This window comes from Reichenbachiella sp. (assembly GCF_965233835.1).
Taxonomy (GTDB): Bacteria; Bacteroidota; Bacteroidia; order Cytophagales; family Cyclobacteriaceae; genus Reichenbachiella.
The window spans coordinates 2904406-2918278 of record NZ_OZ247585.1 but is presented as its reverse complement, the minus strand read 5'-3'; the positions used below and the strand labels follow the sequence as shown (position 1 = coordinate 2918278).

The following is a 13873-nucleotide window of genomic DNA, read 5'->3' as shown; positions in this document are numbered from 1 at the left end:
GCATTATTAATTTGAATACTTGACGAAATCGGTTTGAATATTTTCCTCGATGCTAACTTTACTTTCTTCAAAAAAGAGCTTACTTGACTAATGATGATGGCTTTGATTATACTCGCTCCGTCAAACGTGTACTGATACACTGACCCTAATGGGTTTGATAAGCATGTACCTCTATGATTCTTCTTTTGAGAAAGTAGCCTCTTGAAAATCAGACTTAAGAAATTCCTGTTCTGTGAGTGTCTAGTAAACCCAAGGCTTGTCAAGTAATATGAAAGGTATTCCATAAGGTTAGGTAAAAGGTTACCTCAATATCCAGCTTTTCAACCCAAAATCCAATACTTATTTTCAGGTATTTTGCCACCCTAACGCATGCTGTGCTGGTCTTTATCATCTATTTGCACACAGGCTTTGAAGGTCATTTTGAAAAAAAGACTAAACAACTTGCAATTGGAGTAACAGAATTTAAATCAATAGGAAAAGTGGTATCAAAGCAATTCAACAATTATTGCAAACTTCTATTTTATTTCACCCGTCCAAACTTATGTTTATTAGACACACTTAATCAGCTTTTAAAGTCTCTATAATTTAATCATTCAGATTACAGAATTTAGAATTAACAATTTGACGCACTTTTATCCTGTCAAATCCATGTAATAATTATGTTAAACGCCTTATTCAGTCCAAGAGGCCTGCGAGATGTCAAGTTCAGCTACTTTCACGGCCAATTCAATCATACTTGACAGGTCAAATCCTGGGTTAGCCAATTTCTCAAAATAGTTCTTGGTTTCCTCATGATAAAACTGTTTTTGACTCCTGAATTCCCTTCATTAAAGCTGACCTAAAGGAAGTTACCAACGCCTGTTCACTAGCATCCAGGGCCATAATGTTCATTTTCTATTCGGAAAAGGATATTGGACAAATCTGTTAATTGAATTGTTCTTTTTATTTTCCCGTCTCAGGTAAATGGAAGAGTATAGGTTTCTACAGATTTTAAGGGTCTTAACTATTTTGTGTCAAATCGGCTTTTACCGTTAAAGGCATATTTGATAGTACTAAAGGAGGTGATTTCAGCTCCTTTACCTTCTACCTTCCGGAAGCCTCCTGCTAATTCAAACCATGTGCCTTTGGCCACTTTCATCTCCCAGCCTAGGGTGCCACGGTAAACTTTGATGTCGTCCATCATCGTAGGCATACCATCAATCTGGTCGCGATTCTTAGATTTACTAAACAAGTATTCGGCAGATATCCTTCGCTCGCTGTTACCAAGCAATATTCGGGAACCAATCGAAAAGTAAGATTCTTCCACTTTTGAATCATCGTAAGACTTTCTCCATAAGGTTTGAAGAATAGCCTGTCCCTTTATCTTATCAGATGGGCTGAACTGTAACGGCCAGCTCAACCCTCCAAAAGCTGTAAATACATCTTTGGAGAGGTTACTCCAGGTTGTATCAGCAGAATTCCAAGCTGTACCCATCGCAATATGAGCTGCTTTTGCGTTCCATTGTTCAGCCAGCCACTTTTCTTTAAACTCCTTAACCTTTTTACTGTAGGATTCAATCAGCGCATCGCGGTCCACATAACTCATAACAATTCGATTATAAGCTACAATGAGTTCTTTTAGCTCCTCTTTTTCATTTGAACTTAAGGTAATGGAATACTTGCTACTCAAAGAATCCTGGATATCAACGAGTGTGGCATTATCGTTTAGTAATTTGCTTTGAGACCCTGGAGAAGAAAGGTGATTTTTAAGATACCCATCTATGATTACCATATCCTCCGGCTTGGTAACATTATATGATTTAAACAAATTATCCCTAAAAGAATCAACCGTGCTATTATAGCCTTGGGCTTTAATAACCACACTTGCAGGATCCAAATCTCCAACCAAACTCAAAATTTCCTTTTCCAGATTTTGGTTTTTCAACGGATCTGAATCGTCAAAAATCACCCAACGGAGGCCAAGCCCTACATGACTACCTACCGAATCGTTGGCTGTAGCAAAATTGAATTGTAACCCCTGAAGTGGTTTTCTATATTGATCCAAATTCGATGATGCATTAACATCCTTTTTTATCAAAAGCCAGGGACTGAATTCAACAGCAACACCCGGTGTAATGGTGTTGAAGGGTACTAATTCCTTTAATTGAACGGCTAGTTTGTTGATATTCCCCGGACGGGAAATCTTATCTTCCTCGATACCCAGCAAAGAAAAACTTGAAATATCGGGTATGGCAAAATCAACATATAAGTCTTCAATCTTAATATCTTCACCTTGGCTGAATGCACTAAAATTAATACCAAACAGCACCACTAAAACAACGGTCTTTTTCATGGTCTGTCAGATTAATCGTGCATTACCTGGCTTCTCCACAATTCCATTGACATCGAGCTCTCCCGAGTCCTTCCATACGTCAATTTCAATATCTTTTTGCAACCATTGAATTTTCAATTCATACTCTTGCTTCTCCTCACCAGTATTGACCAGTACAAAATCCCAATTGTTGTTATCCAAAAACAAGTCTTCGGGCGATCCCAATAGGTATTTAAATTCGTTTTTGTCGGTTTGAGAGCTTTTCTCAGAAAATGGTTTGTCATTATCAGTGGTTGCAAAGGCAAATTTCCATCCAACAAGCCCGCTAATATTGATTTTGATGGAGACATCTCCTTTGTCTCTATCCATCTTTATATCTTTCATTTGACACTAAGGTTAGGTTAAAAATTCATTTATTATTTTATCAAACAATAACCGCCACACTCTCTTAAACTGAGAACGTTTTCGACTATATAAATATTTATAAGGAGAGACGGTACCATTGACAAATATTTCATAACTGTGATCGTTCACAACCATCAAAATACCGCAAGATGAATTTAGATAATATAATCTATATATCAAACACTTATTTGCTTAAGAGGCAGGTGGCAATAATTAGTACAAATGGGAGTCGCCGGCCAAGAATGGAAAAGGTATGTCAACAAAGAAAGATGCCGTCTTTGCAGGCAATATGTTTTTAACAAGCTTGAGTTTTGAATTTGATAATAAAGCTACCTTTCATAATAATGAAGAGTAGCTTTATTTTTTTAAACATTTGACATTGACCATGTTTGGCTGCCTAATATTGATTAATGATCAGTTTCTGATGATCTATTAATAGCTTCTTTACCATTGTAAACCAATCTGGTCGTCCATGGAATTGGGTTCCGCAGGGCATAGTGAGCCATGCATCCATTTTCCGCTTCGTTGAGTAAGTCTTTGATGTTTTCCTCGGGCTCAGGGCTGTCGATGATCACATGCGTTTCCACTATATCGCATCCACCATTGGTCATATAACCATGATCACGCATATGGCCCAGATTGGTCCTGAATACAATTCGCTGTTCTAACTTCAAACTGTCCACCTGTATCTTGCGGGCCGTCAGGATATCTGTCAAGTGAGTCATCAGACAAAACCCGATGCCTGCAGAAAAGAATGCCAGTGGCGGTGGAGCCGTGTCCTCTCCCACTGGTGGTTGTTCATCACAGTATAATTTGACTGGGCTAAACCCAGGTATGTTTACAGAGACCACTCCGGTTTTACTCTGCTTCGTACCAGCTTCAGCACTAAGATTTACTTCAAACCGATAAGGTTCTGGATGACGAGCCTTAGAAAATTTGGTGGACTCATATTGTGTCTTTGCAGGCTGCTCAGCACTCAACTCGCCTACATGATAAAATTTCTCTTCTGACATATTTTACTAATTAATGATCATCAAATATGGTAGTTTTGAACAAAATATACACTACATATTCTAGTGTTCGGTATAAATTAAGATTATATGAATAATAATCCTACATCACATAGAATTATACTATTATTTTCAAAGTTTTTTTGTAAAAAAATACTTTGAAAATTAAAAAACACCCCAATAGCAAATATTAATTACGACTAAAGCATACCGTGTATTGTAAGCAGTAACTAGAGGTCGTGCCATTCGTTGTTGTATCAGGACTAATATTGTGAATGAAAATTTAGGCTTTCGTAGGATACCTATTTCTGGGACGATATGTACTTAGTCAGCCTTAACTCTACCTTTTTTAGAAGAAATTAGCTTTCGCCTTTCTTTAAAATTCAAAACCATATTTTTGATTTTAGGTGCCTTAAGCTAATACCTATCTGGCAAACTCATATATTCAGTCAAGTTGAGCTACGTTCGCGCTACTTTGAGCAACGGATTGACGATTTGGAATAATCGTTACTCAAGGCCTAATTGCCTCCTTGGTCAGCAGGTCATTCAACTTTTTTATAATATCGTCCAATTCGTAAGCAGACCTTGAAATGTTTTCAGAAAGCATTTCACGATCATCATCAGTGGTACTTTCTTCATTCCAAAGATTGATTAAAGCCATCAGTCTGGACAAAGGAGCTCGTACGAGAGTTGGAGAATGCATAATACCTGAGCTTCTTGTTTTGTGTCTCAATCTCCTCAGTACGCTCTTCTACTCGGGTCTCAAGTGATTCATTAATCAATTTGATTTTTTCATTAATTTCTGCAATCTGATCAGCTTGTGCCTGGATCGTTCGGTTTTTTTCTACCAGGGCCTGATTGTTAGCATCTACCATAACCTTCTGATTCTCGATAATCTTCTTTTGCTCAGTCATTACACGGAATCTGTTGTACAATACAAAGAGCAACAAAGCGAGTAATAGGATGCCTCCAATTAATAGGCAGGTTAAAACTTGCTTGCTTTCGTTTTTGGCTACCTCCAAGGCTACCAATGCTTCTTGTTCCTGAAGTGCGCGAGCACTTTTAATACTTATCTGCAAACATCTTCTTTTCGAAAATCTGTCAGTACAAATTCATAAAATGTAATCTTTTGAGTAGTATTTCATTATAAAGTGTGCGTCTATTCAAAATGAATTTATCTTCGTTCCAAAATGACATTAAGTAAATAGATTTCTAATATTCATGACGCTACTTCATACGGTCAAACCCGATAACATTCGTGTAATTGTTTTCATTCTGTTTACATGCTTTTCCTATTCAATGGCTCATGCTCAAGTGGATCAAACTGCTGTAGATGATTTTATACGAAACGTGGCCTACCAACAAAAAAAGCCATTAAAGGATGTAGAGGCTATTGTCAATCAGGCCAGTTTTCAATCAGACATCATTGAGAAAATGACTCGGCCGGCAGAAAAGACCATGACCTGGGAACGTTATCGGAACATTTTCATGAAACAAGAACGCATTGACGCTGGCGTTGACTTTTGGAAAGCAAACGAAAAGGTACTGAATGAAGTAAGCACCGAAACGGGAGTTAGCGTAGAAGCCATTATTGGCATTATAGGTGTTGAGACCTACTTTGGTGAGCGGATGGGAAACCATCTCGTACTTGATGCTTTGTACACGCTCGCCTTTGGCTACCCTAGAAGGTCTTCCTTCTTCAAAGCAGAACTGTCCAAGTTTCTAGAACTTTGTAATAATGAGGGGTTAGACCCATTAGCCATCAGAGGTTCCTATGCAGGAGCTATGGGTTACGGCCAATTCATGCCAAGCAGCTACTTGGCCTATGCCAAAAGTTATGATAGCGAAACCGGTGCGGATTTGATGAATGAAGTAAACGATGGTATAGCTAGTGTCGCCAATTATCTAAAAGTGCATAGATGGAATAAAGGAGGGTTGGTAGCCATTAAGGCCACTAAAGACCAAAACGCCGAAGCACTAGCCAAACAAAAAGTAAAGCCCTCTAAAACCGTTTCATATTATACACAGAAGGGATATGAATCTACTAATACCATTGATCCTAATACATTGGTTTCCCTTCAAAAAATGGAAATGGAAGATGGTACCCTAGAATATTGGTTCACTTTCAAGAACTTCTATGTGATTACCAGATACAACCATAGTCCACTCTATGCACTGGCTGTCTTTCAGTTAGGAGAAGCCATAAAGAAAGCAAGAGAAACGAAATAACTAATTTACTTACTACTTTCAGGAAACTGTACTTTGGCTTTGTAGCTAATAGTTCCCTCCCGATTAATCAGAGAAACGATGTAAACACCTTTGAGGGCAATAGACATATTCCATGTAGGTTTGGATACGATCTCATTCACTAACCGTTTACCCTGCAAGTCATGAATAGTTAATTTAGCTGGTAGTTCACTTTGTTTGATTCCCTGGATTTCTAACTCACGATTTGTGAATATAACTTGCACGACAGCGTTTGACTCCTCGACCGATAGTACTGGAGTACTTCCTGTGTTGCTCCAATCATATCCAACATCCTCCTGAGCTAATGGTTCATTGGTTGTAGTAGTGGTGGCCAATTCGTCGCAACCAATATCAGGAGAGCTATCCCGTGTTTGACCCTCAATATCCAATGTTAAGTAACTGATATCCAAAGACTCTGCATCCACAATCACACTTTCACTTGAAGCTTTCCTCAAACCGTCAGTCAATTCCAATCCAGGATCTGAGTTGATGATCCCATCATCGCTAAGTCCAACATTTCCCGTCATGTAGTTGGACTCGTAAGACATATTTATTGGAGTGTCTGTATAAGTTATTACTTGGCTTCCCGTAGTACTAATAGCTATATTGTTCGCAATAGTACAATCCAATGGTGGCAGCGTTCTTTCACTATCACTTCCCTCTCCGATAGCAAATGGCTCTTTACAAGACACGATAGTATTATTCACTACCTCGGCATTTTTAACCTGAAAATATCGATTCAACGGTGAGTCTGGAACCCCGTTCATCATACTTATAGCCGCTCTAAAACCATCACCTTCCAAGTCCTGAAAGTAATTGTTGTACACCTTATGACGTTCACCAATAATTCGAACACCACCTGATGATTTACCTTCTCCTCCAAAAAAGAAATTGCTATACACTTCGCAATCATCACCATGCCTTAGGGTCAGCATACCTTCACTGTTTCTAAAAGTGTTGTATCTGTAAATGTTAAAACCGGACTTATTGGAAATGATTTCAATTTCGCCATCACACGCTTCGAAAAGATTATACTCCACAATCGTCCTAGATTCTGTTAGGCTATTGGTACTTGTGCCTATACGAATAGTCTCTCCTCCATTTCTTCCTAGCTCAGGAATATTGGCAAAATAGTTATGGTCTATTTGGTGATGATTGGCTTCTCCTGTTAACCAAACCACCATAAGGGCACCTTCGTTATTTTTTCCTTCGAAATGACAATGATCTACTCGATTGTTGCTACCGTATATGGACACCCACTTGTACGCAATATTATCCGTGGCAGGATTAAAATCTAAAATCCGTATGTTGGTCAAACGACAATTTTGGGCCAATTCACTACTGCTCTTCTTGAATTGAATAATGTCATCACCGGATGAATTGCCATTCTGAAAATCAAGATCACTGACCACCAAATGCTCTCCATAGATTCTCAATCTGGAAGCTCCTGACAGTACTACTTCCCCTGGGGTTTGAGCTTTGAGCACCACTGGATTCTCAGATGTGCCACTTGCGAAAAAATCTAATTGAGCATCTTGCCAAATGCCATTTTGTAAGAATATGGTGTCGCCAGCGGTAGCACTTTCTACTGCAGTATTGAATTCAGTTACCGTCCTCACTACCACATTTTGGGCAGACAAATAGCTAAGTTTAAAAAGGACAAGGAATAATAGGAGTAGTTTATTCATGAAATGCTTATTTAAATCATTGAACATTAATTAAATCCTCCTACTATAATTACTTCGTAAGTTATATGAAATAATTATTTCACACTATTGAAGACCTTCATTATCTATTCAATAATTGCTATCGATTCAATCATATTAGATGGAATTTTGGTGCTGAGATAAACAATTTTAAAAATTTGTCAGTCAAATGATAAGATACTAGATCGATTGCTATTTCCATAGATTAGAAAAAAATAGCAAATTTTCTATTGATAATAACGTTATCACTGCAAAAAACTAAACATGGAAGAATTTAAACCCACAAGTATTGTATCCAGAGATTAATCTTTTATATAACTTTGATCCAAATATTTAATAGAATTATTATATTTTATAGGTACTCATCATAATATTATGTGCGATTTTTTTGAAACTCTCCGATCAACCAGCACCCTGATCAGAAAACAAAAAATTCAAATTTTCTGTACGGTTTTCTTCTTGACTTTGCTAATCAGCCTTGAATCAATCGCTCAAACAAATACTTGGGATGGAGATGCAGCTGATGGAAATTGGAATTCTCCAACCAATTGGTCACTGGATATTGTTCCTACGGTAGCACATGATGTAGTTATACCAGATGGAATTACTGGCACGATTACAATCAATACGGCCGGAATTTGCTCTTCATTTACAATGAATGCGGGTGTCAATAATAATACCGTAACCATAAGCACAGGCAACAGCCTTATCGTCTCCAATGAAGTAACAATTGGAGCCTCAACACAAAACTTTCGACAAAAAACACTAGCGGTAAACGATGGAACTCTTACGTGTAGTTCTATTTCTGTTGCTGCGGTTGGTGGGTTTGGTAGAACTTCAAGAGTTACGGCTTCTACAGGAATTATTAATGTAACTGGAAACATCACCATGGGCGGTGGTGGTTTCTTTTCTACTTCTGCTATACAGTTTACAGGAACTGGAATTTTAAACATTGGTGGCACGATGTCTGGCGGAGCATTTACTGCCTCAACCAGTACGGTGGAATATTACACTACAAATCAAACCATTACCGGATATACCTATAATAACCTTATTCTTTCAGGAAGTGGTGTCAAGGACATTACAGGCCTATCAACAGTAAATGGCAACTTAACGCTAGATGGCTCCGTTACCACCTCAGCAGGAACTTCCATAACCGTAGGCGGAGATTTTACACTTAATTCAGGTACTAGTTTTACAGCTAATTCATTTACACATTATGTGGGAGGAGATTGGCTAAACAATGGAGGTACCTTTAGCCACGCAGGTAGTACCATCAATTTGAATGGTGGAGCTCAAACTATTGGAGGAACAACTGCGACCAATTTTGACTATTTGGCGTTCAGCGGATCTAATACCAAGACTTTTGCATTCGCTACGACCATAGACGGAAACTTCTCTATAGACGATGGTGTGGTAGCAGATTTAGGCACTTTCACAGGTCATACAGCTGATGGCCTTACCCTTGGTGGAGTAAGTCAGGTAGCCGGCATTTGGGGTCATTCTAATGGTACTGGTGTTACCCAATCTAATGACACTTATTTTGCCAATAACACAGGTGTTATTACCACAGCATCGGCAGGAGCAAATATCTACTATAGCCGACAAACTGGAAACTGGAATGCTGCTACTACCTGGTCGACGATCACCTATGGGGATATTACTAACAATGGAACCTTCCCAGTTGCGGGCGATATTGTGAATATCGGGGGCGGAGATTTTGCCATTACAGTAAATGTGGCTTCTGCTTGTGAGTCCTTGGTGTTCGAAGAGGGTGCCGGAAATTCTCCAAGCATAAGTCTGAATGCCGGAATCTCATTGGATGTCTCTGAGGCCTTGAGAATGCCTCGACCTGCCGGAGGTGAAGATCATACCTTTGCGGTTGGAAGCGGCACACTAAATGCCGGTAGTATTCATTTTGATGGTGGCGGCTGGTTGGCTACCTATTCCCTTACCATCAGTACAGGTACGGTTACTGTAGCAGGAGATGTCACTTCTGACGGTTTGGTCCTCTCCTTTCCTACTATTACTTTTACCGGTGCCGGTTTATTGCAGGTCGGGGGAGACTTTCTTAATTCGAGCAACGGAAATTTGACACCCAGTAGCGGAACGGTAGAATATAATGGATCTTCTTCTCAAGTTATTGGGGATTTTAACTACAACAATTTAACACTTTCAGGAACGGGAGAAAAAACTGTGGCGGGTAGTTTGGATGTGGATGGAGATCTAACACTTGCTTCCGGATCTACTTTTACTGCTGGATCACACACCCACACGGTGGCAGGCGATTGGATAAATAACGGTGCGACTTTCAACAACGCTGGAAGTAATATTGATTTTGACAATACAGGTGCCCAAAGTATTGGAGGTAGTAACGCGACAAGCTTCAACAGGCTTAGTCTCTCTGGCTCGGGTACCAAAACCTTTGTGTTTTCAACCGCCATTGCAGGAAATTTCTCTATTGATGACACCGCTGTAGCTGCCCTTGGTACCTTCACCTCTCATACAGCCAATGGACTTAGCTTGGGCGGCACCAGCCAAGTAGCAGGTATATGGGGGCATTCTAACGGTACGGGGGTTACTCAATCAAATGATACTTATTTTGCCAATAACACGGGGGTTATTACTACATCTTCTGCAGGGGCGAATATTTATTTCACACGTCAAACAGGTAACTGGAACGCTGCGACCACCTGGTCTACCATCACTTATGGAGACGCTACAAACAATGGCACCTTCCCAGTAGCTGGCGATATAGTGAATGTTGGCGGCGGTGATTTTGCGATTACGGTGAATGTGGCTTCTGCATGTGAAAGCATTTTTTTTCAAGGCGGTACCGGAAATTCACCTACTGTGTCTATTAACACAGGTATAACCCTGGATGTATCGGCAGAAATTGATATGCCGGCCTCCCCTGTATTGTCGGGAGGTGTAAACACTCTGGCTGTGGGTGCAGGAACATTAAATGCAAATGAATTAGCATTTGCAACTATTGAATTTGGCGGAGCACCTACGCTTACTTTATCTACGGGAACGGTTGATATTGATGGAGACATCACAGCTACTGGAGAGGGTACAGCTACCTTCACTTTTACTGGAGCTGGCTTATTACAATTGGGTGGAGCTATCGTTGGCGCATCTCTTATAGATTTGACCTCTAGTACGGGTACAGTGGAGTACGATGGTACATCAGCTCAGACTATTGTTGACCTGGACTATTATAATCTAATTCTGAATAATTCATTTGGAGCTACTCCGGCATTTACCCTCAATGGTGATACTAATGTGTCCAATGCCCTAACTATGACTTCAGGAATTGTAGACATGAACGAATTCATATTTGCTTTAGGTACAAGCGCTGCCGCCTCTTCCTTGACTCGATCAGCCAGCACCACGACTAACTGGATGTATAATGGCACCTTTCGCAGGTTTTGGCCTGCAGCGACACCCGTGACTAGCAACTCTGGTAATTATTATGGATTGTTTGCATTAGGCACTGCCTCGGCATCTGCCTACCGTCCAGTTGAAATCAATAGCACTGTTGACCCAACGGGTACCGGATCATTTAGTGTGACTCATACGGATGCTTCATCCACTACTAACCTCAGTCCGGTGTTTGATGATGGAGGGACAAATATTGTTAGGAAACATGATGCATCTTTTGTAACTACAACTACAGCGACGGGAGGAACATACGACATCGATGTGACTATGACTGACTTGAATACTATGGGCAATTTGTCAGACATCCGTCTGGCATTAAGTAATGGCGCAACGACAGTAACTACAGTAGGCGCACATGCTGCAGCGACAGGATCTGCAGACAACCCAACTGCTAGCCGTACAGCTGTGACTTTAGCTAATTTGACTGGAGACTGGCGTGTAAGCACCACTGACCTAACTGCTACACCATTACCAGTTGATCTAATTTCATTTACTGGGCACTTGAATGAAGACCATATTAAGTTAGTTTGGTCTACTGCATCCGAAATAAACAATGACTATTTTGAATTGAAAAGATCTAAAGATGGTGAAAACTATCAAAGTATCGCCACCCTTTCTGGAAATGGGAGTACTAGCGAGAGCGTCGAGTACATTTTCAATGATAGAGAATATTTTGAAGGGATTAATTATTACCGCTTGAAACAAGTGGATTACGATGGTAATTTTGAACTATTTGAGCCTATTGCTGTCAGAGCACAACACATCCAGCAAGCACAACTCACTATATACCCTAATCCAACAAAAAGCAAAATGCAAGTCCGTTTGGATGGTACAAACGGACAAAGTCAGTCTATACTATCTATCCTGGATCACATGGGTAAAATAGTTTATCAAGAATCCCTCTCTCCTGCTACAAGGCAGTGGTCCATTGAGAACCTAAGTACCATTTTGGTCCCAGGTATTTATTTATTGCAAGTGGAATCTGAAACTACCAAACTGAGAAAAAAATTCATACAAAGCTTATAATGGTCATACTTGCAGCGCAAAGTCCGGAACAAGGTGTTTCAATTGGGAAGTTTTCGTTAACTTAGGTTAATGACAAAATCAGATAAAATATTCTTATTGGCTGCATTTATTTCCTTTTTATTTTCAGTCTATTTATGGTTTTCTGGCCAAAAAGACGCCGGAATATTTGTCGGGATTTGGGTTCCATCAATCATTACTCTAGGAATATTTATTAAGCTAGGGAGAAACGGCCAACATCAATAAATTATCATGGTAGATCAGATAGTTATATTTGGAGTTGGGTTGTTTGTTGTTTGCTTGATATCCTATGCTATTTATCTGGAATTGACTCATGGCCCTAATGAATATTAGTTACCTAGTTTTTTATAGACTTAACTACCTAGAAAAGACACATCCTTATCACTGCCAATTTTGATTCCTAAAGAAACTATTTAATGAAAAAAGTATGTGTAATTGGTGCGGGACCTTCAGGAATAACAGCTATAAAAAATTTGCTTGATGAGAGACTCGATGTAACAGCTTATGACTATAATGAAGATGTCGGAGGGAATTGGATTTATAGTGAGAATGAAAGCCATAGTAGTGTCTTTGAGACCACACACATCATCAGTTCTAAGGAGCACTCTCAATATGAGGATTTCACTTTTGATGATTTTGAGCCCAACATACCGGACTACCCTTCTCACGATCAATTAAGAAGGTACTTTCAAGCTTACGCTAAAAAATTTGACCTTTATAAGGTAATCCAGTTCAGCACCTTAGTCAAGCATTGTGAATGGGTCGATGATAACTCTTGGGAAGTAACCATCGAACATAATGGAGAAACCAAAACCCAAACATTTTCGGACCTGATAGTGTCCAACGGCCATCATTGGCAACCGCGTTACCCTTCTTACCCGGGGACATTCACGGGGGAGTTTTTACATTCCCATCAGTTCAAAAAAGCCGCTCCCTTTGCAAGAAAGAGGATTCTAGTCATCGGAGGTGGCAACTCAGCCTGTGACGTAGCGGTAGAAACGAGCAGGGTAAGTGAAAAAACAAGCATAAGTTGGCGAAGAGGATATCGTATTGTACCTAAGTTCCTATTTGGCGAACCTACAGACGTTGTAGCCGCCAGAATGAAATGGCTGCCACCAAAACTCAAGTATTTTCTTTCTGGATTAACAGTAAGGCTGCTGACTGGCAGCAATGAATCTTATGGGTTGCAAAAACCAACACATGCTGTGGCCGCTACTCATCCTACGGTCAATGATGAATTGTTATACAAACTGAGGCATGGCAAAGTTTTTCCTAAAGTGGATATAGATCGCTTCCAAGGCTCAATAGTTTATTTTAAAGATGGTTCTAAGGAGGAATTTGATGTAGTAATTGCCTGCACCGGTTTTGTGTTGGCGCATCCATTTTTTGACAAGGACTTTATTGACTACAGCGAGGGCGACGTACCACTCTACTTGAAAATGATCCATGACAAGTATCCTAATCTATTTTTCATAGGAATGTTTCAACCTTTAGGCTGCATTTGGCCAGGAAGCGAGTTACAAAGTAAAATTGCGGCACGGGCTATTGCAGGTAAGTGGAAGCGTCCAAAGGATATTGAAGCATTGTGCAAAAGAGAGGTGACTCACCCGCATATCAAACAAATCAAATCAGCTCGCCATACGATTACAGTAGACTATTTCAAATTCGTCAAGCAGCTTAAAAAGCAACTAGTAAAGCATTAATTT

Annotated in this window: 9 protein-coding genes; 3 read left to right on the top strand and 6 right to left on the bottom strand. The window is 39.8% G+C overall.

The genetic code is table 11. The features are described from left to right. Window positions 1–1003 precede the first annotated feature (1003 nt). The 5 genes from ACO6S2_RS12290 to ACO6S2_RS12270 form a co-directional block, all read right to left on the bottom strand. Window positions 1004–2332, bottom strand: a complete 1329-nt coding sequence (locus tag ACO6S2_RS12290) for a hypothetical protein (protein ID WP_422358850.1) — start codon at window positions 2330–2332, stop codon at window positions 1004–1006. 6 nt (window positions 2333–2338) lie between these two features. Further along, window positions 2339–2695, bottom strand: coding sequence for a hypothetical protein (locus tag ACO6S2_RS12285; RefSeq protein ID WP_422358849.1), 357 nt, complete (start codon window positions 2693–2695; stop codon window positions 2339–2341). A gap of 428 nt (window positions 2696–3123) precedes the next feature. Continuing rightward, on the bottom strand, window positions 3124–3729 hold the full coding sequence (locus tag ACO6S2_RS12280; protein ID WP_422358848.1) for an OsmC-related (seleno)protein: 606 nt from the start codon (window positions 3727–3729) through the stop codon (window positions 3124–3126). 508 nt (window positions 3730–4237) lie between these two features. Next, window positions 4238–4387 (bottom strand): hypothetical protein, encoded by a 150-nt coding sequence (locus ACO6S2_RS12275; RefSeq protein ID WP_422358847.1) that lies wholly within the window; start codon window positions 4385–4387, stop codon window positions 4238–4240. Then, window positions 4362–4805 carry a hypothetical protein gene (locus ACO6S2_RS12270; RefSeq protein WP_422358846.1) on the bottom strand — a complete coding sequence of 148 codons (444 nt, stop codon included), beginning with the start codon at window positions 4803–4805 and terminating at the stop codon, window positions 4362–4364. The genes ACO6S2_RS12275 and ACO6S2_RS12270 overlap by 26 nt, the downstream gene beginning before the upstream one ends. Before the next feature lie 142 nt (window positions 4806–4947). On the opposite strand from ACO6S2_RS12270, the gene mltB reads away from it, so the two are divergent. Further along, window positions 4948–5955 (top strand): lytic murein transglycosylase B, encoded by a 1008-nt coding sequence (mltB, locus tag ACO6S2_RS12265; protein WP_422358845.1) that lies wholly within the window; start codon window positions 4948–4950, stop codon window positions 5953–5955. A 5-nt stretch (window positions 5956–5960) separates the two neighbouring features. Here mltB and ACO6S2_RS12260 read toward each other — a convergent pair whose 3' ends face one another. Then, window positions 5961–7661 carry a chondroitinase-B domain-containing protein gene (locus ACO6S2_RS12260; protein WP_422358844.1) on the bottom strand — a complete coding sequence of 567 codons (1701 nt, stop codon included), beginning with the start codon at window positions 7659–7661 and terminating at the stop codon, window positions 5961–5963. Window positions 7662–8054: 393 nt separating this feature from the next. Here ACO6S2_RS12260 and ACO6S2_RS12255 point away from each other — a divergent pair, with 393 nt between their 5' ends. Beyond that, window positions 8055–12149, top strand: coding sequence for a T9SS type A sorting domain-containing protein (locus ACO6S2_RS12255; RefSeq protein ID WP_422358843.1), 4095 nt, complete (start codon window positions 8055–8057; stop codon window positions 12147–12149). A gap of 434 nt (window positions 12150–12583) precedes the next feature. Next, window positions 12584–13870, top strand: coding sequence for a flavin-containing monooxygenase (locus ACO6S2_RS12250; protein ID WP_422358842.1), 1287 nt, complete (start codon window positions 12584–12586; stop codon window positions 13868–13870). Window positions 13871–13873: the final 3 nt, after the last annotated feature.

Coding starts and splice junctions, on each gene's coding strand:
- ACO6S2_RS12290 (WP_422358850.1), bottom strand. CDS start 2,332: ATGAAAAAGACCGTTGTTTTAGTGGTGCTGTTTGGTATTAATTTTAGT.
- ACO6S2_RS12285 (WP_422358849.1), bottom strand. CDS start 2,695: ATGAAAGATATAAAGATGGATAGAGACAAAGGAGATGTCTCCATCAAA.
- ACO6S2_RS12280 (WP_422358848.1), bottom strand. CDS start 3,729: ATGTCAGAAGAGAAATTTTATCATGTAGGCGAGTTGAGTGCTGAGCAG.
- ACO6S2_RS12275 (WP_422358847.1), bottom strand. CDS start 4,387: ATGGCTTTAATCAATCTTTGGAATGAAGAAAGTACCACTGATGATGAT.
- mltB (WP_422358845.1), top strand. CDS start 4,948: ATGACGCTACTTCATACGGTCAAACCCGATAACATTCGTGTAATTGTT.
- ACO6S2_RS12260 (WP_422358844.1), bottom strand. CDS start 7,661: ATGAATAAACTACTCCTATTATTCCTTGTCCTTTTTAAACTTAGCTAT.
- ACO6S2_RS12255 (WP_422358843.1), top strand. CDS start 8,055: ATGTGCGATTTTTTTGAAACTCTCCGATCAACCAGCACCCTGATCAGA.
- ACO6S2_RS12250 (WP_422358842.1), top strand. CDS start 12,584: ATGAAAAAAGTATGTGTAATTGGTGCGGGACCTTCAGGAATAACAGCT.